Source organism: Streptomyces sp. NPDC002994 (genome assembly GCF_040611155.1).
In the GTDB taxonomy this organism is placed as follows: Bacteria; Actinomycetota; Actinomycetes; order Streptomycetales; family Streptomycetaceae; genus Streptomyces.
Map to the genome: position 1 here is coordinate 56,735 of NZ_JBEXNQ010000014.1, position 25,960 is coordinate 82,694.

The following is a 25,960-nucleotide window of genomic DNA, read 5'->3' on the forward strand; positions in this document are numbered from 1 at the left end:
GAGGACGGCGGGCGGGGGCTCGGCGTGCTCCCGCCCGCCGCCGGTCCTGGTGGTGTTGGCCCTAGGAGCCTGCGGGCAGGTCCTTGACCTTGATGTTGCGGAAGGAAACCTGGTCGTCGGCGCCGTGGTTCTGGATGCCGATGTGGCCCTGGGCCAGGCTGCGGGCGGGGTCGGTGTTCGTGAAGTCGTTGATCTTCACACCGTTGAGGAAGACCCGGAGCCGTTCTCCCTCGACCCTGATCTCGTACGCGTTCCACTCCCCCGGCGGGTTGAGTGCGGCGTCCCGGGCGGTGATGTTCGCCGCCTTGAAGCCGTACACGGACCCGGTGGTGCGGTCGGGGGCGTCGGTCGCGTCGATCTGGATCTCGTACCCCTTGTTGACGGCCGACCACGGGTCGTCGGAGGCCGGGAAGCCCACGAAGATCCCGGAGTTGTCGTCACCGGCCATCTTCCAGTCGAGCTTCAGGGAGTATGACTTCAGTTCCTTGGCCTGGTGCCAGAGCAGGCCCATGCCGCCGACGGAGTTGAGCGTGCGGTCCTTGACTTCGAAGGAACCGGGGCCTGCCTGCTTCCATCCGTCGAGGGTCTCGCCGTTGAAGATCGACCGGTAGCCCTTGGAGGGCGTGCAGTCGGCCTTGGCGATTCCGGTGGCATACAGCATTCCGCCCAGCAGGTGCTTGCGGAAGGCCGGTTCGGCGTACGACTCCTTGGTGTGGCCGCCGCCCGTGTAGAAGGAGCGCCCGCCCTCGTACGGCTGGCACCAGGCGATCGGGTGGTCGCCCTTCATGTTCCCGCCGGTGTAGCTGGTCTCGTCGAGGGTGGCCAGGACGCGGGCCTGCTCACGCGGGTTGGTGCGGTAGTTGTACCACTCGTCGGTGCGCTGCCAGCTGGTGTCCAGGTGCGCGGTCGACGGGTGGTCGTGGTCCTCGACGCGTACGGTCGCCGGCTGGATCTGCGGGTGCGAGTGGAAGTACGCGCCGACGAGTCCGCCGTAGAACTTCCAGTCGTACTCGGTGTCGGCGGCCGCGTGGATGCCCAGGTAGCCGCCTCCGTCGGCGACGTACTGCTCGAAGACCGTCTGCTGGTTGGTGTTCAGGACGTCACCGGTCGTCGAAAGGAACGCGACCGCGTCGTAGCGCGCGAGGTTCTCCGGTGTGAACTGCTTCGGTTCCTCGGTGGCGTCGACGGCGAGGCCGCGCTCCGCGCCGAGTTCCTTGAGTGCGGTGATGCCCGCTCCGATGGAGTCGTGGCGGAAACCGGCGGTCTTGGAGAAGACCAGGACCCGCTTCTTGGGGGTGGCGTCGCTCTTCGCCGTGGAGAAGGTGAAGTCGTCGATGTCGTAGAGCGCTCCGGCGCCGCCCTTGAAGACCAGGTAGAGGGTGGTGGTGCCGGCCGGGGGCCGCTTGATGGTGGTGGTGACGTTCTGGAAGACGTCCCAGCCGCCGGTCACGGGGACGACGGTGGAGCCGATCAGCCTGCCGTCCGGTGATCCCGTACGGACTTCGAGGGTGCCGCCCGCTCCGCCCGACGAGACGCGTGCGGTGAGTGAAGTGGCGTCGCCGACGCGGTACGGCTTGAAGGCGATCCAGTCGCCATTACTGATGTCGCCGACGGTCTTGCCGCCGTGCGCGGTCGGCTTGCTCTGCGGGGCTACGCCGCTCTGGGTGGAGTAGTGCTCGGCCTGGCGCTGCTTGGGCTGGAGCACCTTCTGGGCGTGGGTCGTCAGCGGGGCCTGGCCGCCGCCTCCGCCGTCCGTGTACTCGGCGTCGAAGACCGCGAAGATGTTGGCGTTGGGGTCGTGGCTGCTGTCGGCGGGGGTCTTGATGGTGCCGGTGCAGCCGTTGGCGGAAGTGATCGGGTGGCCATGGCTGTCGTGGCCGAGGATGTACGTCACCTTGACCTTGGCGCAGTCGACCGTGCCGTCCTCCGGGTCGGTGACCTTCACCTTGAAGGGAACGTCGTCCCCGAAGTTGAACAGCTGGCCGTCACCGGGCAGTTCCAGCGTCACCTTGGGCGCGGTGTTGCCGACGACGATCTGTACGCTCGCCGAGCCGGTCCGCCCGGTGGTGTCCTTGGCGGTGACGGTCGCGGTGTACGTGCCGTTCTTCTTGTACGTGTAGGTCGGGTTGGCGGCGGTCGACTTTCCGCCGTCACCGAACGTCCAGGAGTAGGTGAGCGCGTCGCCGTCGGAGTCGGCGGTGCCTGCGGAGGAGAACTTCACGCGCAGCGGGGCCTGGCCCGATGTCTTGTCGGCTGCGGCTTCCGCGACCGGTGAGTGGCCGTCGGTGGCGTTCTCGATGCGGTAGAGACCGGAGTGCTCGTTGCCGCCGAACCAGGCGGTGCCGTAGTCGAGTACGTACAGGGCGCCGTCGGGGCCGAAGGCCGAGTCCATGACCTGGGTTCCGGTCCACGGCACGGGGTTGATGGACTGTACGGCGCCGTTGGCGTCCTGCTCGATGCGCTTGATCCAGCGCCGGCCGAACTCGCCCGCGAAGAAGTCGCCGTCGTACGCCTCGGGGAACTTCACCGGGGAGTCGAGGCTGGCGTCGTACCGGTAGACCGGGCCGCCCATCGGGGACTCCGAGCCGGTGCCGAACTCGGGGAGCGAGCCGCCGTCGTACGGGATCCAGGCCTCTTGGGAGGGCGGCAGGTCGGTCAGGCCGGTGTTGTGGGGTGAGGTGTTCTTGGGGGCGGCGCAGTCGAACTTGGCGCCGGACTCCTTCGTCGCGAAGTCGTAGTCGACGTACGCGTCGTTCTTACCGGTACAGAACGGCCAGCCGAAGTTGCCGGGCTTGGTGACGCGGGCGAACTCCACCTGTCCCGCCGGGCCGCGCGCGGGGTCGGCCGCGCCGGCGTCGGGGCCGTAGTCGCCGACGTACAGCACGCCGGTGGGCTTGTCGACGCTGAAGCGGAAGGGGTTGCGGAAGCCCATGGCGTAGATCTCGGGGCGGGTCTTGGCGGTGCCGGGGGCGAAGAGGTTGCCTTCGGGAACCGTGTAGGAGGCGTCCTCGTTCACCTTGATACGGAGGATCTTCCCGCGCAGATCGTTCGTGTTGCCGGAGGTGCGGCGTGCGTCGTACGCCGGGTTGCGGTTCGGACGTTCGTCGATGGGGGTGAAGCCGTCGGAGGCAAAGGGGTTGGAGTCGTCGCCGGTCGAGAGGTAGAGGTTGCCCTGCGCGTCGAAGTCGATGTCGCCGCCGACGTGGCAGCAGATGCCGCGGGTGGCGGGTACGTCGAGGATCTTCTTCTCGCTGGCGTTGTCGAGGGTGCCGTCGGCCTTGAGTACGAAGCGTGAGAGCCGGTTGACGCCGTCGAACTTGGCGAAGTCGGCGGCGGTGCCTTCGTTGGGAGCGTCGCCTGCGGGCGTGTCCAGCGGGGGTGCGTAGTAGAGGTAGATCCGCCGATTCTCGCTGAACTTCGGGTCTATGCCGATGCCCTGGAGGCCTTCTTCGTCGTGCGAGTAGACCGGGATCGTGCCGACGACGCGGGTGTTGCCGGCGCTGTCGGTCATGCGGAGTTCGCCGTCGCGGGAGGTGTGCAGGACGCTGCGGTCGGGAAGCACGGCGAGCGACATGGGCTCGCCCGTCTCGGGCTCGCCCTTGGCGAGGGTGACCTGCTGGAAGTCCTCGGCGGCGACGGGTGCCACCGGTGGATCGGCGGCGGTGGCAGGGGTGGAGAGGGTGAGTGAAGTGGCGGCGAGGAGGCTGCCGGTGAGGAGTGCGAGGGCCTTGCGGGCCGATCCGGCTCTGAGCAGTTTCCTGTGCACGAGTGTCCTCCGGGAGTGGGCCGGGCGGTGCTCGTCCTGCACCAACGCCGGGCGGGAAGCTCTCTTTTCGGGAACCGGAACCGGAGTGCGCCGTCACGCCGGAACCGGAGTCATGTCCTGTACACCTCAGGGACGGTAGCCGCGTTCGTCCGGAACGGAAAGGGCTTGCGCGGCAGGTAAGTTGAACTTTCTCCCGCCGCAGGACAAAGGGGCGTCCGGGCAGCGGGGACCGCCCCGGCGGCGGTGCGATCGCCGGGCTGCCCTGCGGGGCTTTTCCCCACCCCGCCCCTTCCCGAACTGGGGCAAGCCCCAGACCCCGAACGCCCTACGGGCGTGTCCTCAAACGCCGGACGGGCTGGATTCGGCCGCACCACCCAGCCTCTCCGGCGTTTGAGGAGCGGGGTCTGGGGCAGCGCCCCAGCTCCTAGTCCGCGCCCCCGAACGCCGCGTCGAACGACGCGCTCGGTGGGTCGAAGTCGTACCGCTTCAGCGTGGCCAGCGCTTCCGGGGCGCCGGTGAGGCGGTCCATCCCCGCGTCCTCCCACTCCACCGACACCGGGCCCTCGTACCCGATCGAGCGCAGCATCCGGAATACGTCCTCCCACGGCACGTCACCGTGTCCGGCCGACACGAAGTCCCACCCCCGCCGCGGATCCCCCCACGGCAGGTGCGAGCCGAGCCGGCCGTTGCGGCCGTCGAGCCGCTTGCGAGCCTCCTTGCAGTCCACGTGGTAGATCCGGTCCCGGAAGTCGTACAGGAAACCCACCGGGTCCAGGTCCTGCCACACGAAGTGGCTGGGGTCGAAGTTGAGGCCGAAGGCCTGGCGATGACCTACAGCCTCCAGGGCCCTGTGCGTGGTCCAGTAGTCGTACGCGATCTCGCTCGGGTGCACCTCGTGCGCGAAGCGCACGCCCTCCGCGTCGAAGACGTCCAGAATCGGGTTCCAGCGCTCGGCGAAGTCCTCGTAACCCCGCTCGATCATGTGCGGCGGTACGGGCGGGAACATCGCCACCAGGTGCCAGATCGACGACCCGGTGAAGCCGATGACCGTACGGACGCCGAAGGCCGCCGCCGCCCTGGCCGTGTCGGCCATCTCGGCCGCCGCCCGCTGCCGTACGCCCTCGGGCTCGCCGTCACCCCAGATCCGCGACGGGAGGATGGCCTGGTGCCGTTCGTCGATCGGGGCGTCGCAGACCGCCTGGCCGACCAGGTGGTTGGAGATCGCCCAGCACTTCAGGCCGTACTTGTCGAGCAGCTGATGCCGGCCCTCCAGATAGCCGGGTTCGCTCAGCGCCTTGTCGACCTCGAAATGATCGCCCCAGCAGGCGAGTTCGAGGCCGTCGTAACCGAAGTCGCGGGCCAGTCGGCAGACCTCCTCCAGCGGCAGATCGGCCCACTGGCCGGTGAAGAGCGTGAATGGACGTGGCATACGGAAACGACCTCCTACGGAAGCGGGAGTACGGGCGTGTAGATCGCGTTCTTCTCGGCGCTCTCCTCCACCGCCGCCAGCACCCGCTGCACCTGCAGCCCGTCCGCGAACGACGGCTCCGGCGAGGTCCCGGTGGCGATGGCGTGCAGCAAGTCGCGGGCCTGGTGGACGAAGGTGTGCTCGTAACCCAGGGCGTGGCCGGGCGGCCACCACGCCTCCAGGTACGGATGGCCGGGCTCGGTCACCAGGATCCGCCGGAAGCCGGAGGAGACGGCCGGCTCGGTGTGGTCGTGGAAGGACAGTTCGTTGAGGCGCTCCAGGTCGAAGGCCAGTGAGCCGCGCTCGCCGTTGAGTTCGATGCGCAGCGAGTTTTTGCGGCCCGCCGCCGTACGGGTCGCCTCGAAGGAAGCCAGCGCGCCCGAGGCGAGCCGTCCGGTGAAGAGCGCCGCGTCGTCGACCGTCACCGCTCCCCGTTCAGAGCCCCCGGCCCCCGAAAGCCCCGCCGTCGCGCCCGCCGGCAGCGGCCTCGACCGTACGAACGTCTCCGTCATGGCCGAAACCCCCACCAGCGGCTCCCCCGCCAGGTACTGCGCGAGGTCCACGATGTGCGCGCCCAGGTCGCCGAGCGCGCCCGAGCCCGCGTACTCCCGCTGAAGCCGCCAGGTCAGCGGGAACTCCGGGTCGACGAGCCAGTCCTGGAGGTACGTGACCCGTACGTGCCTCAGCGCCCCCAGCCGCCCCTCCCCGATCAGCCGACGGGCGTACGTCATGGCCGGCACCCGGCGGTAGTTGAAGCCCACCATCGCTACCTGACCCCGGCCGCGCGCACGCTCGGCGGCGGCCGTCATGGCCTCCGCCTCGGCGACCGAGTTGGCCAGCGGCTTTTCGCAGAGCACGTGCTTTCCCGCCTCCAGCGCGGCGATGGCTATCTCCGCGTGACTGTCCCCCGGCGTGCAGATGTCGACGATCTGCACGTCGTCGCGGGCGATCAGATCCCGCCAGTCGGTCTCCGCCGCGGCCCACCCGTGCTGGTCCGCCGCCGCACGTACGGCCGTACGGTCGCGTCCGCAGACGGCCGCGAGGACCGGCCGCGCCGGCAGGTCGAAGACGCGGCCCGCGGTGCGCCAGCCCTGTGAGTGGGCAGCTCCCATGAACGCGTATCCGACCATGCCGACACCGAGCGTCGGCGGGGCGTCGGCCACCGCCTCCGCACCTGTCTCCGTCGCCGTCTCCGTCTCTTCCTTGCGGGCCATACGGATTCCTCCTCGTCGAACTGGTCACTCGCACGGTGGGGGCGGGCGGGCGGCCCGATCAGCTGAAGCCCGTCGGCAGGTACTCGTCGACGTTGTCCTTGGTGACGACGGCCGAGTAGAGGGTGATCGAGGCCGGGATCTCCAGCTCGGACATTCCTCCCACGCCCTTGCCCTGGCCGAGCGCCCGCGCCAGGTCGATGGCCGAGGCGGCCATGGTCGGCGGATAGAGGACAGTGGCCTTCAGCACGCTGTTGTCCGCCTTGATGGCGTCCATCGCGGCCTTGGCCCCCGCCCCGCCGACCATCAGGAAGTCGTCGCGCCCGGCCTGCTGGATGGCGCGCAGGGCGCCCACGCCCTGGTCGTCGTCGTGGTTCCACAGCGCGTCGAACTGCTTCTGCGCCTGGAGCAGTTGCGCCATCTTCGCCTGGCCCGACTCGACGGTGAAGTCGGCGGCCTGCCGGGCGACACGCTTGACGTTGGGGTAGTTCTTGAGGGCGTCCGCGAAGCCCTGGCTGCGCTGCTTGGTCAGCTCCAGGTTGTCGAGCCCGGCGAGCTCCACGACCTTGGCGTTCGGCTTGTCCTTGAGCTGCTCGCCGATGTAGTTGCCGGCGTTGAGGCCCATGCCGTAGTTGTCGCCGCCGATCCAGCAGCGGTAGGCCTGCGGCGAGGCGAAGATGCGGTCCAGGTTGATGACGGGGATGCCCGCCTTCATCGCCTGGAGGCCGACCTGGGTGAGCGCCTTGCCGTCGGCCGGCAGGATCACCAGTACGTCGACCTTCTTGTTGATCAGCGTCTGGACCTGGCCGATCTGCGCCGCGGTGTCGTTCGACCCCTCGGTGATTTCCAACGTCACCTCGGAGTACTTCTCGGCGCGCGACTTGGCGTTCTCGTTGATGGCGTTGAGCCAGCCGTGGTCGGCCTGCGGGCCCGCGAACCCGATGGTGACCTTCTTGCCGGGCTTGTCGTCGGCGGCGGCCGGCTCGCTGTTGGCGGCCGGTGCCTTCTCCTTGGGCTCGTTGCTGGTGCAGGCGGTGAGCAGGGCGCCCGCGGAGACGGCTGCGGTGCCGAAGAGCAGCCCTCTGCGACTGGTTTCTGGCATGGCGGTTCCAACCCTTCAGGTCAGGACGTACAAACGTGTGGGAGAGAAGCGGTGCGAGGTCAGGCCTCGCCGTCGCGCGCCGTTCGGCGCTGGACCAATACGGCGGCGACGATGATCGCGCCCTTGGCGATCTGCTGTACGTCGCTCTGCAGGTTGTTGAGCGCGAAGATGTTGGTGATCGTGGTGAAGACGAGGACACCGAGTACGGAGCCGACGATCGTGCCCCGCCCGCCGCTGAGCAGCGTCCCGCCGATGATCGCCGCGGCGATGGCGTCGAGTTCGTAGAGGTTGCCGTTCGTGTTCTGGCCGGACCCCGACAGGATGATCAGCAGGAAGGCCGCGATTCCGCAGCACAGTCCGGACAGCAGGTAGAGGTAGAGGCGCTGGCGGCGTACGTCGATGCCGGCGAGCCTGGCCGCTTCCGCGTTGCCGCCGACCGCGACCGTACGCCGCCCGAAGGTGGTGCGGTTGAGCAACAGCCAGCCGACGACGGTGACGACCGCGAAGACCAGGACCAGTGGCGGAATGCCGAGGACGTACGAGTCCGGGATGCCGAGGTCGAGTACGGATTCGACGGTGACGATCTGCGTCTTGCCGTCGGTGATCTGGAGCGCGAGTCCGCGGGCCGAGGCCAGCATGGCGAGCGTCGCGATGAACGGCACCATCCCGCCGTACGCGATGAGCAGCCCGTTGACGAGTCCGCAGGCCAGGCCGACGACCACCGCCGTGAAGAGGATGCCCGCGAAGCCGTACTCCTGGGTCGCGAGCGTCGTCGCCCACACCGAGGCGAGCGCCACGATCGCGCCGACCGACAGGTCGATGCCGCCGCTGGTGATGACGAAGGTCATGCCGACGGTGACGACCCCGATGACGGAGGCCTGGGTGAGGACGAGCTGGAGGTTGCTGCTGTCCAGGAACTGCTCGGGTTTCGTGAAGCCACCGACCGCGACGAGGACGGCCAGTACGCCGAGCAGCGACACGTTGCGTACGTCGAGGCGCAGCCCGAGCCTGCGCGAACCCGGCTGCTCCGTGGGCGACTTGGCCGTGGTGACGGCCGGACCGTCCTGCTGATGCTGTTGCCGCTCCGGTGAGACAGGCTGCGTCATGGCGTCGGGCTTCCTTCCATCACGAGGTCGAGTACGCGGTGCTCGTCGAGCTCCCGGGCGGGCGCCGTGTGGACGACGCGCCCTTCCCTGAGCACCAGCACCCGGTCGGCGAGGCCCAGGACTTCCGGGACTTCGCTGGATACGAGAAGTACGGCGAGGCCTTCGTCGGCCAGCCTGCGGATCACGGCGTACAGCTCGGCGCGCGCCCCGACGTCGACGCCGCGCGTCGGCTCGTCGAGCAGCAGGACGCGGCAGCCGCGCAGCAACCAGCGGGCGAGTACGGCCTTTTGCTGGTTGCCACCGGAGAGGGTGCGGATGCGGGCGTCGGGGTTGTCGGGCCGCAGGGACAGTTCGCGGGTGGCGGCCCGGGCGGCCTTGCGTTCGGCCGTACGGTCGAGCCAGCCGCCGCGCGAGAAGCGGGACAGGGTCGACACGGACACGTTGCGGGTGACGGATTCGAGCATCAACAGGCCCTGGGCCTTGCGCTCTTCGGGGGCGAGGCCGATGCCAGCGCGGACGGCGGCGCGGACGCTGCCGGGGCGCAGGGGCTGCCCGTCGACGAGGACGCGCCCGGCGGTGGGTTTGCGCGCCCCGTAGATCGTCTCCAGGACTTCGGAGCGGCCGGAGCCGACGAGACCGGCGAGGCCGACGATCTCACCGGGCCGGATGTCGAGATCGAGCGCCGCGAACTCCCCTTCCCGGGCGAGCCCTTCGACCCTGAGCACGGGCTCGGCGGCCGAAGCGTCTTCCACGCGGCGCTCGGGAAAGACGTACTCCACATCTCGCCCGGTCATCAGCGCGACGACGTCACGTGTCGGGGTGCTCTTGGCGGGCAGTCCGACCGCGACCGCGCGTCCGTCCTTGAGTACGGTCACGCGGTCACCGATGCGGCGGATCTCTTCGAGCCGGTGGGAGATGTAGACGACGGCGACGCCGTCCGCCGTGAGCCCGGCGACGATACGGAAGAGGTTGTCGACCTCGTCCGGGTCGAGGGCGGCGGACGGCTCGTCCATCACGATGAGGCGTACGTCGTGGGAGAGGGCCCGCGCCATGGAGACGATCTGCTGCTGGGCGGCGGAGAGCGTACCGACCAGGCTTGCGGAGTCGATCTCGGGGTGCCCGAGCCGCTTCAGCAGGGCGGTCGCGGACGCGCGGGCCTCCCTGCCGCGTACGACAAAGCCGGCGGTGGTCGGCTCGTGGCCGAGGAAGATGTTCTCGGCCACCGACAGGCCCTGCACCAGGTCGAGTTCCTGGTAGATGGTGGCGATGCCGAGGCGCATGGCGGCGATGGGCGATTTGAGGGCGACCGTGGCGCCCTGCCAGGTGATCCGGCCGCCGTCGGGCTGGTGTACGCCCGCGAGCACCTTGATGAGGGTGGACTTTCCGGCGCCGTTCTGGCCGAGCAGGCAGTGGACTTCGCCCGCCTGGACCTCCAGGTCTACGCCGTCGAGGGCGCGGACGCCGGGGAAGGACTTGGTGATGCCGGACATCGTGAGAAGAAGGGGTGGAGCTGCGTGCGGTGGTGCTGCTTGCGGTGGTGCTGCTTGCGGTGGTGCCATGACGGTTCCCCTCGGCTGGTGCGGCGGCCGGTGAGCGAGCAGGGCAGGGCAGGGCAAAGCTGGGCACGGCGAAGCCGGCCTTGTGCGGTGGAGCTGTGTTGCGTACGGAGCGGTACGGGTCGTACGTGCGCCGGCCGGGGTCAGGCAGGCGAGAACAGGTGGTCGCTGATGAGCCTGGCCGCGCCGATCACGCCGGCGGCGGGCCCCAACTCGCCCAGGACGATGGGCAGGTTGCCGGTCGCGAGCGGCAGCGACTGGCGGTAGACCTGGGTGCGGACGCTGGCGAGCAGGGTGTGGCCGAGGCCGGTCACCCCGCCGCCGATCACCACGAGCCCGGGGTTGAAGAAGCTGACGAGTCCGGCGATGACCTGGCCGACGCGGTTGCCGCCCTCGCGGATGAGGTCGAGCGAGGTGGCGTCGCCGGCGGCAGCCGCCGCCGCTACGTCGGCGGCCGTGAGCCGTCCGGCCGCTTCGAGCCGCGCGGCCAGTTCGGGTGAGCGGCCGGAGCGGGCCGCGTCCTCGGCGTCGCGGGCGAGCGCGGCGCCGCTGAAGTGGGCTTCCAGGCAACCCTTGTTGCCGCAGGCGCAGGCGCGGCCTTCCGGTTCGACCTGGATGTGGCCGATGTCGCCGGCGCTGCCGGTCGTACCCCGGTAGACCTCGCCGCCGACGACTATGCCGCAGCCGATGCCGGTGCCGATCTTGACGCAGAGGAAGTCGCCCACCGAGCGCGCCACGCCCGCGTGCTGCTCCCCCATGGCCATCAGGTTCACGTCGTTGTCGACCATGACGGGGCAGCCCAGCTCCTGGCTGAGCGCCTCCCGTACGGGAAAGCCGTCCCAGCCCGGCATGATCGGCGGCGCGACCGGCACACCCTCGGGGAAGCGGACCGGGCCCGGCACCCCTATCCCCGCCCCGTCGAAACCCTCGGCGAGGCCGGACGCCTTGAGCTTGGCGGCGAGTGCGAGCGCCTGCTCGAAGACCGCGACCGGGCCTTCCCGTACGTCCATGGGGTGGTTGAGGTGACCGAGTACCTCCAGCTCCGCGTTGGTGACGGCCACGTCGATCGAGGTGGCGCCGATGTCGATGCCGAGGAAGCGCAGGGCGGGCGCGAGCCGGATGTTGTGCGAGCGGCGGCCGCCGCGCGAGGCGGCGAGGCCGTCGGCGACGACCAGACCCGTGTCGAGCAGCCGGTCGACCTCGACAGCGAGTTTGGAACGGGAGAGATCGATCTGATCGCCCAGCTGGGCGCGGGAGTTGGGTCCGCCGTCGCGCAGGAGGCGGAGCAGTCGCGCCTGATGCGCGTTCGCGGGTCGAGCCGTCATCCGTCTCACGTGCCCCTCCCTGCCTCGTCGGCCGTTCTTGCCGGGCTTTGGAGGGGAACGTAGCAGCGGCTGCCGGGACTGGGAAGAAGTTGCGCAGGAATCCACTACAACTTTCTCCACAGCGAGGACAAAGAACGCCCTGCTGCTGAAATGCCGAACGCGCCCGGCCGTGGGAGGGCCGGGCGCGTTCGGAGCAGAGGTGCCTACTGCCCCTGGACGGGAGGCTGTTGGGTGTACGGGTTGGGGGTGTGCGGGGGCTGGTTCGGCGGAGGGGTGGGATACACCTGGCCTTGCGGCAGCGGCTGGTACGGGGGCTGATGCGGGGCCTGGTATCCGGGCTGGTTGGGGGCCTGGTACCCGGGCTGGTACGGGTAACCGCCCGGGACGGGGGCCGGGGCCGGGCCCGCGCCCTGACGGTTGCGTCGGCTCGCGACCACGGCGACGACGACGCCGAGGACTACCAGGCCCACGACGACCGCACCAATGAGGATCATCAATAGCATGGGGCTGTTTCCATCCTTGGGGAGTTGCTGGTGGGGGCGTGGTGCGGCGCGCCCTACGCCACGCGCTGATGGTAGGTGGTGCGGGTGTGCTCCGTGTGGGCGCGCATGATCTCGGTGGCCCGCTGCTCGTCGCGGTCCGAGATCGCCGCGATCAGCGCGCGGTGCTCGACCCAGGACTGCTTACCGCGCTGCCGGGCGACCGGCGTGTAGTACCAGCGGACCCGCCGGCCCACCTGCGCCGCCAGTTCGGCGAGGACGACGTTGCCGGCCAACTCCATGACCTTGGAGTGGAATTGGGCGTTGAGCGACACGGCGAGGTCCACGTCGTCGTCCGCGACGGCCTGCTCGCCCTTCGCGCACACCTCTTCGAGCGCGGCGATCCCCGCGGACCCGGCGTTGGCGGCGGCGAGCCTGGCCGCCTCCGCCTCCAGGAGCGTACGCACCGAGAGCAGCTGGTCGGCCTCTTCCTCGGTCGGCTCGTGCACGAAGGCGCCCTGCGCCGGCCGCAGATCGACCCACCCCTCGGTATTGAGCCGCTGCAACGCCTCGCGCACGGGCTGCCTGGACACACCGAGGTGCCCGGCGAGCTCGCTCTCGACCAGGTGCTGGCCGGGCCGCAGGGCCCGGGTGGTGATGAGTTCGAGCAGCGCCTCGTACACGCGCTCGCGGAGCGGTCCGGGCCTCTCCAGCTTGGGTACGGTCCCTTGCGGCAGTCCTGCGGACAACATCGCGGTGTCCCCCTTCGGGCCAACATCGGCGAGCGTCGCCAACGCTAATTGGCTATCGTCTACAGTCTACCGAGCGCATCCGCGGCACAAGTCTGGGCCCCGGCGCGACACCACCGAGGCCCAGTCACCATTCCATGGAGACGGTCAGGAAGACGTCAAGGACAGCGGATGACCTGGCCCGCGTACGACAGGTTGCCTCCGAAGCCGAAGAGCAGCACCGGCGCGCCGGATTCGATCTCGCCGCGCTCGACCAGCTTGGACAGAGCCATCGGGATGCTGGCCGCCGAGGTGTTGCCCGAGTCGACGACATCGCGGGCGATCACCGCGTTCACCGCGCCGATCTTCTGCGCGACGGGCTCGATGATCCGCAGGTTCGCCTGGTGCAGGACGACCGCCGCCAGCTCCTCCGGCGTCACGCCGGCCCGCTCGCACACGTTGCGCGCGATGGGCGGCAGCTGGGTGGTGGCCCAGCGGTAGACGGACTGGCCCTCCTGGGCGAAGCGCGGGGGCGTGCCCTCGATCCGTACGGCGTGCCCCATCTCCGGCACCGAGCCCCACAGCACCGGCCCGATCCCCGGCTCCTCGTCGTCGGCACAGGCCTCGACGACCGCCGCGCCGGCGCCGTCGCCGACGAGCACGCAGGTGGTGCGGTCGGTCCAGTCGGCGATCTCGGCCATCTTGTCGGCGCCGATGACCAGGGCGCGGGTGGCCGATCCGGCGCGTATGGCATGGTCGGCCGTGGCGAGTGCGTGGGTGAAGCCCGAGCAGACGACGTTGAGGTCCATCACGGCGGGTGAGCCCATGCCGAGGCGGGCCGCGACGCGGGCGGCCATGTTCGGGGAGCGGTTGATCGCGGTGGAAGTGGCGACCAGGACGAGGTCGATGTCGGCGGGCGTGAGACCCGCCGCGGCCAGAGCCTTGGCTCCGGCGTGCGCGGCCAGCTCGTCCACGGGCTCGTCGGGGCCCGCGACGTGGCGCGTCCTGATGCCGACGCGGCTGGTGATCCACTCGTCACTGGTGTCGACCATGGCTGCCAGATCGTCGTTCGTGAGCACCTTGGCAGGCTGATAGTGCCCGAGCGCGACGACTCGTGAGCCGGTCATTGGCGGTTCCACCCCTCTTTGCGGACAGTCGGAACGGTCCAGTCTTCTTTGCGACTCACCAGTACGACGGCATGTGATTCGACAGGATTCGCCCCCGACTCTTTGGAGCTTCTTGCTGACGGCGACCCTTGACCCCCCTAAAGGCATACTGTAGACAATATTCTGTCGACTCTAACAGTCCGGTCCCGCACCCTCCCCGCTCCCCCTTACTCGGTCCCTCACCGATCGGAGAGCCCCGTGAAAGTCGCAGTTGTCGGCGCCGGAGCAATCGGCGCGTATGTCGGGGCCGCGCTCCACCGCGCGGGCGCCGAGGTCCACCTGATCGCCCGCGGCGCACACCTCACGGCCATGCGCCGTGACGGCGTACGCGTCCTCAGCCCGCGCGGCGACTTCACCGCGCGGCCCGCCGCGACCGACGACCCCGCAGAGGTCGGGCCCGTCGACTACGTCTTCCTCGGCCTCAAGGCCAACTCGTACGCGGCGTCCGGCCCCCTCGTCCACCCCCTCCTGCACGACCGTACGGCGGTGATCGCCGCCCAGAACGGCATCCCCTGGTGGTACTTCCACGGCCTGCCGGGCCCGTACACCGGCCGCCGCATCGAGAGCGTCGACCCGGCGGGCGCGGTCAGCGCGACCCTGCCGCCGGCGCGCGCCATCGGATGCGTCGTGTACGCCGCGACCGAGCTGGAGGCACCCGGCGTCGTACGGCACCTGGAAGGCACCCGCTTCTCGATCGGCGAGCCGGGCCGGGACGTATCGCGCCGCTGCCTGGACTTCAGCGAGGCGATGCGGGCGGGCGGCCTGAAATGCCCGGTCGAGCCGGACCTCCGCAACGACATCTGGATCAAGCTGCTCGGCAACATCTCCTTCAACCCCATCAGCGCGCTGGCCAGGGCCACCATGGGGCAGATCTGCCGCCATCCGGACACCCGCGCACTGGTCGAGTCGATGATGCGCGAAACGCTGGAGGTCGCGGCCGCCGTCGGCTGCCACCCCGAGATCTCCGTGGAGCGGCGCATCGCGGGCGCCGAGCGCGTCGGCGACCACAAGACGTCCACCCTCCAGGACCTGGAGAAGGGCAAGCCGCTCGAACTCGACGTGCTGCTGGCCGCCGTCGTAGAACTCGCCCGCCTGACCGGCACGGACGTACCGACGCTGCGGGCGGTGCACGCGCTGGCGGATCTGCTGGCCACCACCTCCTCCCCCACCACCCCCTCCCCCACCTCAACCGGGAGCGCACAGTGAAGAAGAAGGACAGGCAACCGAAGCAGTACACCCGGCTGACTCACCCGCTGGTACGTGACTCCAACGGCACGCTGCGGCAGGCGACTTGGGAAGAAGCGCTGGAGCGGGCGGCGGCCGGTTTCCGGCGGGCGACGGACACGTACGGCCCGGACGCCTTCGCCATGCTGTCCTGCGCCCGCGCGACCAATGAGATGAACTACGTAGCCCAGAAGTTCACGCGGGTGGTCATGGGCACCAACAACGTCGACTCGTGCAACCGGACGTGTCACGCGCCGAGCGTCGCCGGCCTCTCGGCCGCTTTCGGCTCCGGCGGCGGCACCTCGTCGTACGAAGAGGTCGAACACACCGACCTCATCCTGATGTGGGGCTCCAACGCACGCTTGGCTCACCCGATCTTCTTCCACCACGTCCTGAAGGGCATCAGGAACGGCGCGCGCATGTACGCCGTCGATCCGCGCCGCACCTCGACCGCCGAGTGGGCGGAGGGCTGGCTCGGCCTGAATGTGGGGACTGACATCCCGCTGGCCCACGCGATGGGGCGGGAGATCATCCACGCGGGGCTGGTGAACCGGTCGTTCGTGGAGCGCGCCACGACAGGCTTCGCGGAGTACGCCGAACTGGTGGAGCCATGGACTCTCTCGGCGGCGGAGAAGGTGACGGGAGTTCCGGCGGCCGCGATCCGGGAGCTGGCACATGCGTACGCCACCGCCGAACGGGCGCAGTTGTGCTGGACGCTGGGCATCACCGAGCACCACAACGGCACCGACAACGTGCGGGCGCTCATCAACCTGTCACTGCTGACGGGCCATGTCGGCCGGTACGGCGCCGGGGTGCAGCCCCTTCGCGGCCAGAACAACGTGCAGGGCGGCGGTGACATGGGCGCCATCCCCAACCGGCTGCCCGGCTTCCAGGACATCCTGGACCCGGCGGCCCGGGGGAAGTTCGAACGTACCTGGCAGACGGTCATCCAGCCCAGGTACGGCATGACGCTGACGGAGATGTTCGAGGCGATGGAGAGCCGTGAGCTGCGAGCCGTCTACTGCATCGGTGAGAACCCGGCCCAGTCGGAGGCCGACAGCGAACAGGCGATGCGGCGGCTGGCGGCCCTGGACCACCTGGTCGTACAGGACATCTTCCTGACGAAGACCGCGCAGATGGCGGACGTGGTCCTGCCCGCGACGGCCGCGTGGGCCGAGACGGACGGGACGACGACGAACAGCGAGCGGCGCGTGCAGCGGGTGCGGGCGGCGGTGAAGCCGCCGGGCGAGGCCCGGGAGGACATCGACATCATCTGCGCGCTGGCGCAGCGGCTCGGCCACGACTGGAAGTTCGCGGATTCGCAGTCCGTCTGGAACGAACTGCGGTCCCTCTCCCCCGACCACTACGGCATGACGTACGACCGCTTGGAGGAACACCAGGGGTTGCAGTGGCCGTGCCCCGACACGGACCGCCTCCCCTCCACCTTCCTGCACGCGCGACTGTGGGAGACGGACCCGGAGCGGCGTGGCCCGGCCGCTCCCTTCGGCCTGGTGGCACACGACCCGCCGGTCGACCTGACGGACGAGGACTATCCGCTGCGACTGACCACGGGCCGCCGGCTGGACTCGTACAACACCGGTGTCCAGAGCGGAAGTTTCGCGTCCCCGCTGCGGCGCGGCGAGTACATCGAACTCTGCCCGGAGGACGCGGCGGCGTACGGCGTCGAGGTGGGCGAGGAGGTCCGGGTCTCGTCACGGCGGGGCGCGGTGACCGCCCCGGTGTGGGTGGATCCCGGGCTGCGGCCGGGACTGGCCTTCATGACGATGCACTTCCCCGACGAGGTCGACACGAACCAGCTGACGATCGAGGCGAACTGCCCCATCGCGGGGACGGCCGAGTTCAAGGCGTCGGCGATCCGGATAGAGAAGCTGGTGCCGGCATGGACCTGAGGTACACGAACGCGGAGCCGTCCGGGGACGAACGGGCGGCGGTGGACGAGTTGCTGGGTCCGCCGGAATCCGGCTGGGAGGGCGCGGACCGCTCCGGAACCGACCTGCGCTGGGCGCGCGGCGCGGCGGCACGCGAGCGCCGCGACCTCCTCCTCCCGGCGCTGCACGCGGTCAACGACCGGGTGGGCTGGCTGAGCGAGGGCGCGCTGGACTACATCTGCCGCCGGCTGACGGTGCCGCCGGCGGAGGCGTACGGGGTGGCGACGTTCTACGCGATGTTCTCGGTGAAGCCACGCCCGGCGAAGGTTCTGTACGTGTGCACGGACCTGGCCTGCGCGGCACGGGGGGCGGCGGCGGTGTGCGCGGGGCTGGAGGAGGTGGCGGGGGCGGCGGGCTCGGCCGCGGGTGGCGCGGTATGGCAGCCGAGCCCCTGCCTGGGCCTGTGCGAACGGGCCCCGGCGGCGCTGCTGTTGCAGGTGGGGGTTACGGCGCCTGTTGCGGGCCCCGGTGCGGCTGCTGGGCCGGGCCCCCTGGCGGGGGCTCCGCCGGAGGAGCGGGAGGCTTTCTCCAGCCCCGCCCCTTCCCGCAGTGACATTTTGCGGCTGCCGCCGCGTGGGGGGCATGCCCCCAGACCCCAGACCGGCAGCTCCGCGCCGCCCATGGCGGCGGAGGACGGCGTACGCCAACCCGCGAATTCAGCCCGTCCGGCTTTTGAGGACCGGGGGTCCAGGGGGCGGAGCCCTTTGGTTACGGGAAGGGGCGGGGTGGGGGAAGAGCCCGCCGCAGGCGGGGACGCGGCCGCCCCGGCACAGCCCACCGCGGCGCAGCCCGGGGTGGCGCAGCCCGCGGTGGCGCAGCCCGACGTAGCGCGCCCTGCCGCAGGCGCGGACGTGGCTGGTGCGACGCGGCCCAGCCAAGCGCACCCCGACGCAGCACACCCCCGCCCGGCGCAGCCCGACGCGGCGCAGCCCGACGCGGCGCAGCCCCGCCCTGCGCAGCCCGACGCGCCGCAGCCAGCCGCACCGCGCACCCGCGCCGCCGCCGTCATCGCACCCGCCACGGCAGACGCGCTGGTCGCCGCCGTCGCCGCGCCGGAACACGCACCGCCGGAGCCGGACGCCACCGCCGCCGTACCCCAGGCCGGCGACCCGGACCTCGTCCTGCTGCGCCGGATCGGCGGCATCGACCCGTACAGCCTCGACGCCTACCGCGCCGCCGGTGGTTACACCGCCCTGCGCCGCGCCTTCGCCCTCGGCCCCGCCGACGTCATCCGGGAGGTGCTCGACGCCGGCCTCGTCGGCCGCGGCGGCGCCGCGTTCCCCACCGGGCGGAAATGGGAAGCGACCGCCGGGCAGCCCGACCACCCCCACTACCTCGTCTGCAACGCTGACGAGAGCGAGCCCGGTACCTTCAAGGACCGTGTCCTGATGGAGGGCGATCCGTACGCCCTCGTCGAGGCCATGACCATCGCCGGGTACGCCACCGGAGCCCACCAGGGCTACCTCTACCTCCGCGGCGAGTACCCCCGCGCGTACGAACGCCTCACCCACGCCATCAACCAGGCCAGACTCCGCGGCCTCCTCGGCCCCGACGTCCTCGGCCACGGCTACGCCTTCGACATCGAGATCCGGCGCGGCGCGGGCGCGTACATCTGCGGCGAGGAGACCGCCATCTTCAACTCGATCGAGGGGCAGCGCGGCGAACCCCGCAGCAAACCCCCCTTCCCGGTCGAGAAGGGCCTCTTCGGAAAGCCGACGGCCGTCAACAACGTCGAGACACTCGTCAACGTCCTGCCGATCCTCACCACCGGCGCCGCGGCCTACGCCCGTACCGGCACCGAATCGTCCACCGGAACCAAACTCTTCTGCGTCTCCGGGCAGATCGAACGCCCCGGCATCTACGAACTCCCCTTCGGCGCCCGCCTCCGCGACCTCCTCGAACTCGCGGGAGGCCCACCCCCCAACCTCCGCGCCGTCCTCCTCGGCGGAGCAGCCGGCGGCTTCGTACGCCCGGACGAACTCGACATCCCGCTCACCTTCGAAGGCACCCGCGCCGCCGGCGCCACCCTCGGCTCGGGAGTCGTCCTCGTCCTGGACGACACCATCGAACTGCCCGCGATCCTCCTCCGCATAGCCGAGTTCTTCCGCGACGAGTCGTGCGGGCAGTGCGTGCCCTGCCGGGTCGGGACCGTACGGCAGGAGGAAGCCCTGCACCGGATCAAGGACCGTACGGGCGCTGCCGCCGCCGGCGACATCGCGCTGCTCCGCGAGGTCGGCGGGGCCATGCGGGACGCCTCGATCTGCGGTCTCGGCCAGACCGCGTGGAACGCCGTCGAGTCCGCCATCGACCGCCTGGGAGCCTTCGAATGACCGCGATTCCGCTTCAACCGCCGCGCAGGCTGATCGAGTTCACCCTCGACGGCGCCGCGACCCGCGTCCCAGAGGGGTCGACCATCCTCGACGCCTGCCGGACCGCCGGCAAAGACATCCCCACCCTCTGCCAGGGCGACACCCTCACCCCCAAGAACGCGTGCCGCGTCTGCGTCGTCGAAGTCGAAGGCGCCCGTACGCTCGCACCGGCCTGCTCGCGCCGCGCCGAGCCCGACATGATCGTCACTACGGACACCGAGCGCGCCCGGCACAGCCGGAAGATCGTGCTGGAGCTGCTCGCCTCGTCCACCGACCTCTCCACGACGCCCCGCGCCGCAGAGTGGATCAAGGAGTACGAGGCGAAGCCGGAACGCTTCGGCCCCGACGCGGCCCGCCTCAATGAACAGCCCAAGATCGACAACGACCTCTACGTCCGCGACTACGACAAATGCATCCTCTGCTACAAGTGCGTGGACGCGTGCGGCGAGCAGTGGCAGAACACCTTCGCCATCGCCGTCGCGGGCCGCGGCTTCGACGCCCGCATCTCGGTCGAGCAGGACGCCCCGCTGACGGATTCGGCGTGCGTGTACTGCGGGAACTGCATCGAGGTGTGCCCGACCGGCGCGCTCAGCTTCAAGTCGGAGTTCGACATGCGGGCGGCCGGGACCTGGGACGAGCCGTCCCAGACGGAGACGACGACGGTGTGCGCGTACTGCGGCGTCGGCTGCAACCTCACTCTCCACGTGCAGGACAATGAGATCGTCAAGGTCACCTCGCCGCACGACAACCCGGTGACCCACGGCAACCTCTGCATCAAGGGCCGCTTCGGCTACCAGCACGTACAGAGTCGGGACTGATCATCATGGGACGGGTCACCGAGCGCCGCCGCGTCATCCGCGTCAGGGACGGCGTGGTGAGCGCCCGGCCGGACACCCTGGTCGCCGAGGAGCCACTGGAAATCCGGCTGAACGGCAAGCCGCTCGCCATCACGATGCGCACGCCGGGCGACGACTTCGCGCTGGCGACGGGGTTCCTGGTGAGCGAGGGCGTGCTGGCGGCCGCCGATGACGTGCAGTCGATCGTGTACTGCGCCGGGGCGACGGCGGACGGCGCGAACACGTACAACGTGGTGGACGTGAAGCTCGCGCCCGGTGTGCCCGTCCCCGACATCACCCTTGAGCGCAACGTCTATACGACGTCGTCGTGCGGGCTGTGCGGCAAGGCGAGCCTGGACGCGGTACGCACGACTGCCCGCTTTCCGATCGGCGATTCTCCGCCGGTCCGGCTGACGCCCGAGCTGCTCGCCGGCCTCCCCGACCGGCTGCGTGCCGCGCAGGAGGTGTTCGACAGGACCGGGGGGCTGCACGCGGCCGCGCTCTTCTCGGAGGCGGGCGAACTGCTCGACGTACGGGAGGACGTGGGCCGGCACAACGCGGTCGACAAGCTGGTGGGCCGGGCGCTGCGGGACGGCCGTCTGCCGTTGTCGCGTGCGGTGCTGCTGGTCTCCGGCCGGGCGTCGTTCGAGCTGGCGCAGAAGGCGGTGATGGCCGGGATCCCGGTGCTCGCGGCGGTCTCGGCGCCTTCGTCCCTGGCGGTGGATCTGGCGGCCGAGACGGGTCTGACGCTGGTCGGTTTCCTGCGCGGGCCGAACATGAACGTGTACGCGGGCGACGAGCGCATCGCCCTGCACTCCGGGGTCTGACGCGCCCCGCGACACGGTACGGGCCCGGCCGGCGGGGAGCGCCCCCTGCGCCGGCCGGGCCTCTCCGCTCAGCGCCGGCCGCGCCTCGCTCGCTGCCTGGCCTCTGCCGGGGGCGGGATGAACTGGAGCGCCAGTGTGGCGGGGGGTTTCGCGACGCCCGGGCCTCCGGCGGCGACCCAGGCCAGGATGTCGTCCGTACAGTCGTCGTCCAGCGCCCAGCCGACCCAGACCGCGCGGCCGCCTCTCCTTCGGCCCTCGGTGGAGGGCTGGACGACCACGACGTTCGCCTGTCCGCACGGGCCGAGGCAGTCGCTGGTACGCACGATCAGCCGCCCGCCGGAAGCGGCGGCCGCGTCGCGCAGGCGGCGCAGCTGGCCGTCGTGGTCCGTACCGGGGTTCTTGCGGGCGTCGCCGCAGCAGCAGCCGCGGCAGACGGTGAGGGCGCAGGGGCGGGGCCCGAAGGGACGTATCGCGGAAGTCACTTGACGATCTTGCCAGGTCCGGCGGCCCTTGTGGGGGTGCGGGTGCGGTGCGGGTTGCCTGCGGCGCTGTCCCCTACCCGCCGGAAAATCCAGCCCCTCCGGCGTTTGAGGAGCGGGGTCTGGGGCAGCGCCCCAGTTCGGGAAGGGGCGGGTAGGGGAAAAGCCCCGCAGGGCCTCACCCCGGCACCGTCACCGAAGGCACCGACCGCATCCCATCCCCCCGCCCCGCATCCGCATCCCGCGCACGCCGTTTCGCGATCACCGCGCACACCATCAGCTGCATCTGGTGAAACAGCATCAACGGCAGCACCGCCAGACTCGCCTCCGCCCCGAACAGCACGCTCGCCATCGGCAGCCCCGCCGCCAGCGACTTCTTCGACCCGGCGAACTGGATCGCGATCCGGTCCGCGCGCCCGAAGCCGAGCCGCTTCGCCCCGTACCAGCTCAGCGTCAGCATCACCGCGAGCAGCACCGCCTCCACCCCCACCAGCGCCCCGAGCCGGCCAGGGCTCACCCGGTGCCAGATGCCCTCGGTCACGCCGTGGCTGAACGCGGTGTAGACGACCAGCAGGATCGAGCCGCGGTCGACGTAACCCAGCGCCTTCTTGTGCCGCACCAGGAACCCGCCGACCCACCGCCGCAGCAGCTGGCCCGCCACGAACGGGACCAACAACTGGAGGACGATCTTCAGCACCGAGTCCGCGGAGAAGCCGCCCGCGCTCCCCCCGATCAGCAGCGCCGCGAGCAGCGGAGTGAGGAGGATCCCGAGGAGGCTGGAGAAGGAGCCCGCGCAGATCGCCGCCGGCACGTTGCCACGCGCCATGGAGGTGAAGGCGATCGAGGACTGGATGGTGGAGGGGACCAGGCAGAGGAAGAGGAGGCCGCCGTACAGCTCGGGCGTGAGGACGTACGGGACCAGGCCCTTCGCCGCGAGACCGAGCAGCGGGAAGAGCGCGAACGTACAGAGGAGCACCGTGATGTGCAGCCGCCAGTGACGAAGCCCGTCCAGCGCCTCACGGGTGGAGAGCCGCGCGCCGTACAGGAAGAACAGCAGCGCGACCGCCCCGGTCGAGACCCCGCCCACGGCTTCGGCGGCCGTGCCGGACGCCGGCAGCAGTGTCGCGAGGACGACCGTCCCGATCAGCATCAGGATGTACGGATCGACCGGCAGCCAGGACGGCAGCTGAAACGACGTGCGGCGACTCATTGGCTCCACTTGCTTGCTCTCGGGCGATACGTGCCCGCTCCATGTTCCTCCTCTTCCGAGCGATCGGGAATCCCATATACCGAACTCACTGTCATCACGATTGTCGATGACCGAGTTACGCTCGGCCCATGTACGAGCCCGCCCAGCTCCGCACCTTCCTGGCCGTCGCCCAGACCCTCAGCTTCACCCAGGCCGCCCGGCGCCTCGGCCTGCGCCAGTCCACGGTGAGCCAGCACGTTCGCCGGCTGGAGGAAGCGACCGGGCGCCGGCTCTTCACCCGCGACACGCACCACGTGGAGCTGACGGAGGACGGCGAGGCGATGCTCGGCTTCGCCCGTACGATCCTGCGCGCCCACGAGCGGGCCGCGGCCTTCTTCACCGGCACCCGCCTGCGCGGCCGGCTGCGCTTCGGCGCCTCGGAGGACTTCGTACTGACCCGGCTGCCCGAGATTCTGGAGGCATTCCGCAGGGACCATCCCGACGTGGAGCTGGAGCTGACCGTCGAGCTCTCCGGCACCCTGCACCAGCAGCTGGAAGCGGGCCGCCTCGACCTCGTGCTGGCCAAGCGGCGGCCCGGCGACACCCACGGCGAGCTGGTCTGGCAGTCGACGCTGACGTGGATCGGCGCGCCGTCCCTGCGCCTGGACCCCGACCGCCCCGTCCCGCTGATCGTCTTCCCGCCGCCCGGCATCACCCGGGCCCGCGCCCTCGAAGTCCTCGAGGAGGACGGCCGCCCGTGGCGCATCGCCTGTACGAGCGGCAGCCTCAGCGGACTGATCGCGGCGGCCCGCGCCGGCCTCGGTGTCATGCCGCACACCCGCGGCCTGATCCCGCCGGGCCTGGCGCCCGTACCGGCGAAGGCGGGCCTGCCGGAACTCGGCGGCGTGGACTTCGTCCTGCTGCACGGCCGCAGACGGGCCACCGCCCAGGACGCGGCGGACGCGCTCGCGGCGGCGATCCTGGCCGGCGGCGACCGCCTGCACCGGCCACCGGTCGGTTCGTAGATGTCGGGTCGTGGATTTCGAGTGGTAGATGCGGAGTGGGCGTACAGATTCCGTGGAGATCCCCGAGCGCCTTACTTACTCCACGGTCAGGAGAGCGTCCGAGCCTTCACCATGTGACCGCATTCCAGCTGTTGAGCTGTGCATATGCACAGAAGTTCGGATTCCGCGTTCCCCTCCCACGTGCAGAAACCGTGAGGTAGCGTCACGGCGCTGTGCGGAGCGCCACAAGGAGCAGGTCATTGCGCGAGTTCACTGTCCCACCCATGGCGACGGCGCCTCAGGTCGGCGGGCTGGCGGACGTCGTCTTCGATCATGCCGAGGAGGATCCGCACCGCGTCGCGCTCGGACGCAAGGGCGAGGACGGCCGCTGGTACGACGTGTCCGCGGGGCGGTTCCGTGATGAGGTGCTGGCCATCGCCAAGGGGCTGCTGGCGCACGGTGTGCGGTTCGGCGACCGGGTCGCGATCATGTCGCGTACGCGCTACGAATGGACGCTTTTCGACTTCGCACTGTGGACCGTCGGCGCCCAGCCAGTGCCGATTTATCCCACTGCCTCCTCCGATCAGGTCTTCTGGACCCTGCACGACGCCGGAGTCACCGCCTGCATGGTCGAGCACGAGGACCACGCGATGACCATCGGCTCGGTGGTCGACCGGCTGCCGATGCTCAAGCGCCTGTGGCAGCTGGACGCGGGGGCGGAGGCCGAACTCGTCCAGGCAGGGACGCACATCGACGACGACGTGGTGCACCGCCACCGGCGGGCGGTGACGCCGGATTCCGTGGCGACGGTGATCTACACGTCGGGGACCACGGGGCGGTCCAAGGGGTGCGTGCTCACACACGCCAATTTCATGTACGAGTCCGACACCGTCCTGGGCCGCTGGGAGTCGGTGTTCCACTCCAAGCCGGGCGACGAGGCGGCGACGCTGCTGTTCCTGCCGCTCGCGCATGTCTTCGGGCGGATGGTCGAGGTCGCGGCGATACGGGGGCGGGTCAAGCTCGGTCATCAGCCGGTGCTGGCGGCGCATGCGCTGATGCCGGACCTGGTCACCTTCCGGCCCACGTTCATCCTGGCCGTGCCGTACATCTTCGAGAAGGTCTACAGCGGGGCCCGGCGCAAGGCGGAGGCAGCAGGGAAGGCCGGTCCCTTCGACAAGGCCGTCGAGGTGGCGGTGCGGTACGCCGAGGCGCAGGAGCACCGCGCGTTCGGCACCGGGCCCGGGCCTTCCGCCGCGCTGCGGCTCCAGCACCAGTTCTTCGAGAAGGCCGTGTACGCGAAGGTACGCGAGGCCATGGGCGGGCGCGTGCGGCACGCGATGTCCGGCGGTTCCGCGATGTCGCGGCGGCTCGGCCTGTTCTTCGCGGGGGCGGGCGTGACGATCTTCGAGGGGTACGGGCTCACCGAGTCGACGGCGGCCGCCACCGCCAACCCGCCCGAACGCACCCGCTTCGGCACGGTCGGGCTGCCGCTGCCCGGCACGACCGTACACATCGCCGACGACGGCGAGATCTGGCTGCGCGGCGGCCAGATCTTCTCCGGGTATCTGAACGACCCGAAGGCGACGGGCGCCGTACTGCGCGACGGCTGGCTGGCCACGGGTGACATCGGCGCGCTGGACGAGGACGGCTACCTGACGATCACCGGGCGGAAGAAGGAGATCCTGGTGACGTTGAGCGGCAAGAGCGTGTCGCCGACCGGGCTGGAGGAACGGATCCGGTCGCATCCGCTGGTGGCCCAGTGCATCGTCGTCGGCAACGACAGGCCGTACATCGCGGCGCTCGTCACGCTCGACCAGGAGGCCGTGGACCACTGGCTCCAGATGCGCGACAAACCGCCGCTGAACGCGGCAGACCTGGTGCGAGATCCCGATCTGGAGATGGAGGTACGGCGTGCGGTGGTGGCCGCGAACACGCTGGTCTCCCAGGCCGAGTCGATCCGTACGTTCCGGATACTGGCCCACCAGTTCAGCGAGGAGCAGGGGCTGCTGACCCCCTCGCTCAAGCTCAAGCGCAGGGCGATCGAGGCGGCGTACGCGGTGGAGGTCGACGCGCTCTACCGATGACGACCGGTGGCGACCCGGTGGCGACCGGTGGCGACCGGTGCGGATTTCGCAGAGTTCTGACGTATCGTCAATTGTCGATGCGTCAGTTATTG

At 70.3% G+C, this 25,960-nt stretch carries 19 protein-coding genes; 7 read left to right on the forward strand and 12 right to left on the reverse strand.

All coding sequences use genetic code 11. The annotated features are described in order from the left end of the window. Positions 1 to 61: 61 nt before the first annotated feature. The 10 genes from ABZX79_RS20000 to ABZX79_RS20045 form a co-directional block, all read right to left on the reverse strand. Entirely contained in the window at positions 62 to 3,766 is a 3,705-nt protein-coding gene (locus ABZX79_RS20000; protein ID WP_355259024.1) for a ThuA domain-containing protein, read from the reverse strand. 424 nt (positions 3,767 to 4,190) lie between these two features. Beyond that, on the reverse strand, positions 4,191 to 5,195 hold the full coding sequence (locus tag ABZX79_RS20005) for a sugar phosphate isomerase/epimerase family protein (protein ID WP_355259027.1): 1,005 nt from the start codon (positions 5,193 to 5,195) through the stop codon (positions 4,191 to 4,193). Between the two features lie 14 nt (positions 5,196 to 5,209). Continuing rightward, positions 5,210 to 6,448: a Gfo/Idh/MocA family oxidoreductase gene (locus ABZX79_RS20010; protein ID WP_355259030.1), complete on the reverse strand. Its 1,239-nt coding sequence runs from the start codon at positions 6,446 to 6,448 to the stop codon at positions 5,210 to 5,212. A 58-nt stretch (positions 6,449 to 6,506) separates the two neighbouring features. Continuing rightward, positions 6,507 to 7,547, reverse strand: a complete 1,041-nt coding sequence (locus tag ABZX79_RS20015) for a substrate-binding domain-containing protein (protein ID WP_355259033.1) — start codon at positions 7,545 to 7,547, stop codon at positions 6,507 to 6,509. 59 nt (positions 7,548 to 7,606) lie between these two features. Beyond that, entirely contained in the window at positions 7,607 to 8,653 is a 1,047-nt protein-coding gene (locus ABZX79_RS20020; RefSeq protein WP_355259036.1) for an ABC transporter permease, read from the reverse strand. Continuing rightward, positions 8,650 to 10,143: a sugar ABC transporter ATP-binding protein gene (locus ABZX79_RS20025; protein ID WP_355259039.1), complete on the reverse strand. Its 1,494-nt coding sequence runs from the start codon at positions 10,141 to 10,143 to the stop codon at positions 8,650 to 8,652. Before ABZX79_RS20025 ends, ABZX79_RS20020 begins: the two co-directional genes overlap by 4 nt. A gap of 209 nt (positions 10,144 to 10,352) precedes the next feature. Continuing rightward, entirely contained in the window at positions 10,353 to 11,534 is a 1,182-nt protein-coding gene (locus ABZX79_RS20030; RefSeq protein WP_138901409.1) for an ROK family transcriptional regulator, read from the reverse strand. Positions 11,535 to 11,737: 203 nt separating this feature from the next. Further along, positions 11,738 to 12,028, reverse strand: coding sequence for a hypothetical protein (locus ABZX79_RS20035; protein WP_355259042.1), 291 nt, complete (start codon positions 12,026 to 12,028; stop codon positions 11,738 to 11,740). A gap of 62 nt (positions 12,029 to 12,090) precedes the next feature. Beyond that, positions 12,091 to 12,765 carry a GntR family transcriptional regulator gene (locus tag ABZX79_RS20040; protein WP_355259045.1) on the reverse strand — a complete coding sequence of 225 codons (675 nt, stop codon included), beginning with the start codon at positions 12,763 to 12,765 and terminating at the stop codon, positions 12,091 to 12,093. A 155-nt stretch (positions 12,766 to 12,920) separates the two neighbouring features. Then, positions 12,921 to 13,868, reverse strand: a complete 948-nt coding sequence (locus ABZX79_RS20045; protein WP_355259048.1) for a beta-ketoacyl-ACP synthase III — start codon at positions 13,866 to 13,868, stop codon at positions 12,921 to 12,923. 237 nt (positions 13,869 to 14,105) lie between these two features. On the opposite strand from ABZX79_RS20045, the gene ABZX79_RS20050 reads away from it, so the two are divergent. Genes ABZX79_RS20050 through fdhD form a run of 5 tightly spaced genes read left to right on the forward strand, consistent with a single transcriptional unit; the run spans position 14,106 to position 21,112 of the window. Then, entirely contained in the window at positions 14,106 to 15,113 is a 1,008-nt protein-coding gene (locus ABZX79_RS20050; RefSeq protein WP_355259051.1) for a 2-dehydropantoate 2-reductase, read from the forward strand. Next, complete coding sequence (locus ABZX79_RS20055; RefSeq protein WP_355259054.1) at positions 15,110 to 17,041, forward strand: molybdopterin-dependent oxidoreductase; 1,932 nt, start codon at positions 15,110 to 15,112, stop codon at positions 17,039 to 17,041. Before ABZX79_RS20050 ends, ABZX79_RS20055 begins: the two co-directional genes overlap by 4 nt. Further along, positions 17,032 to 19,410 carry an NAD(P)H-dependent oxidoreductase subunit E gene (locus tag ABZX79_RS20060; protein ID WP_355259057.1) on the forward strand — a complete coding sequence of 793 codons (2,379 nt, stop codon included), beginning with the start codon at positions 17,032 to 17,034 and terminating at the stop codon, positions 19,408 to 19,410. The genes ABZX79_RS20055 and ABZX79_RS20060 overlap by 10 nt, the downstream gene beginning before the upstream one ends. Further along, complete coding sequence (locus ABZX79_RS20065) at positions 19,407 to 20,267, forward strand: 2Fe-2S iron-sulfur cluster-binding protein (RefSeq protein WP_355259060.1); 861 nt, start codon at positions 19,407 to 19,409, stop codon at positions 20,265 to 20,267. Before ABZX79_RS20060 ends, ABZX79_RS20065 begins: the two co-directional genes overlap by 4 nt. A 5-nt stretch (positions 20,268 to 20,272) precedes the next feature. Further along, positions 20,273 to 21,112 carry a formate dehydrogenase accessory sulfurtransferase FdhD gene (gene fdhD, locus ABZX79_RS20070; protein WP_355259063.1) on the forward strand — a complete coding sequence of 280 codons (840 nt, stop codon included), beginning with the start codon at positions 20,273 to 20,275 and terminating at the stop codon, positions 21,110 to 21,112. Positions 21,113 to 21,180: 68 nt separating this feature from the next. Here the strand turns inward: fdhD and ABZX79_RS20075 are convergent, their stop codons facing one another. Both ABZX79_RS20075 and ABZX79_RS20080 read right to left on the reverse strand, forming a co-directional pair. Beyond that, positions 21,181 to 21,594: a (2Fe-2S) ferredoxin domain-containing protein gene (locus tag ABZX79_RS20075; RefSeq protein ID WP_355259066.1), complete on the reverse strand. Its 414-nt coding sequence runs from the start codon at positions 21,592 to 21,594 to the stop codon at positions 21,181 to 21,183. Positions 21,595 to 21,769: 175 nt separating this feature from the next. After that, on the reverse strand, positions 21,770 to 22,801 hold the full coding sequence (locus ABZX79_RS20080; protein WP_355259069.1) for a bile acid:sodium symporter family protein: 1,032 nt from the start codon (positions 22,799 to 22,801) through the stop codon (positions 21,770 to 21,772). 128 nt (positions 22,802 to 22,929) lie between these two features. Here ABZX79_RS20080 and ABZX79_RS20085 point away from each other — a divergent pair, with 128 nt between their 5' ends. Both ABZX79_RS20085 and ABZX79_RS20090 read left to right on the forward strand, forming a co-directional pair. Next, positions 22,930 to 23,805, forward strand: coding sequence for a LysR substrate-binding domain-containing protein (locus ABZX79_RS20085; RefSeq protein WP_355259072.1), 876 nt, complete (start codon positions 22,930 to 22,932; stop codon positions 23,803 to 23,805). A gap of 263 nt (positions 23,806 to 24,068) precedes the next feature. After that, positions 24,069 to 25,868, forward strand: a complete 1,800-nt coding sequence (locus ABZX79_RS20090) for an AMP-dependent synthetase/ligase (RefSeq protein ID WP_355259075.1) — start codon at positions 24,069 to 24,071, stop codon at positions 25,866 to 25,868. Positions 25,869 to 25,960 lie beyond the last annotated feature (92 nt).

Coding starts and splice junctions, on each gene's coding strand:
- ABZX79_RS20005 (WP_355259027.1), bottom strand. CDS start 5,195: ATGCCACGTCCATTCACGCTCTTCACCGGCCAGTGGGCCGATCTGCCG.
- ABZX79_RS20010 (WP_355259030.1), bottom strand. CDS start 6,448: ATGGCCCGCAAGGAAGAGACGGAGACGGCGACGGAGACAGGTGCGGAG.
- ABZX79_RS20015 (WP_355259033.1), bottom strand. CDS start 7,547: ATGCCAGAAACCAGTCGCAGAGGGCTGCTCTTCGGCACCGCAGCCGTC.
- ABZX79_RS20020 (WP_355259036.1), bottom strand. CDS start 8,653: ATGACGCAGCCTGTCTCACCGGAGCGGCAACAGCATCAGCAGGACGGT.
- ABZX79_RS20025 (WP_355259039.1), bottom strand. CDS start 10,143: ATGTCCGGCATCACCAAGTCCTTCCCCGGCGTCCGCGCCCTCGACGGC.
- ABZX79_RS20030 (WP_138901409.1), bottom strand. CDS start 11,534: ATGACGGCTCGACCCGCGAACGCGCATCAGGCGCGACTGCTCCGCCTC.
- ABZX79_RS20035 (WP_355259042.1), bottom strand. CDS start 12,028: ATGATCCTCATTGGTGCGGTCGTCGTGGGCCTGGTAGTCCTCGGCGTC.
- ABZX79_RS20040 (WP_355259045.1), bottom strand. CDS start 12,765: ATGTTGTCCGCAGGACTGCCGCAAGGGACCGTACCCAAGCTGGAGAGG.
- ABZX79_RS20045 (WP_355259048.1), bottom strand. CDS start 13,868: ATGACCGGCTCACGAGTCGTCGCGCTCGGGCACTATCAGCCTGCCAAG.
- ABZX79_RS20060 (WP_355259057.1), top strand. CDS start 17,032: ATGGACCTGAGGTACACGAACGCGGAGCCGTCCGGGGACGAACGGGCG.
- ABZX79_RS20065 (WP_355259060.1), top strand. CDS start 19,407: ATGACCGCGATTCCGCTTCAACCGCCGCGCAGGCTGATCGAGTTCACC.
- fdhD (WP_355259063.1), top strand. CDS start 20,273: ATGGGACGGGTCACCGAGCGCCGCCGCGTCATCCGCGTCAGGGACGGC.
- ABZX79_RS20080 (WP_355259069.1), bottom strand. CDS start 22,801: ATGAGTCGCCGCACGTCGTTTCAGCTGCCGTCCTGGCTGCCGGTCGAT.
- ABZX79_RS20085 (WP_355259072.1), top strand. CDS start 22,930: ATGTACGAGCCCGCCCAGCTCCGCACCTTCCTGGCCGTCGCCCAGACC.
- ABZX79_RS20090 (WP_355259075.1), top strand. CDS start 24,069: ATGGCGACGGCGCCTCAGGTCGGCGGGCTGGCGGACGTCGTCTTCGAT.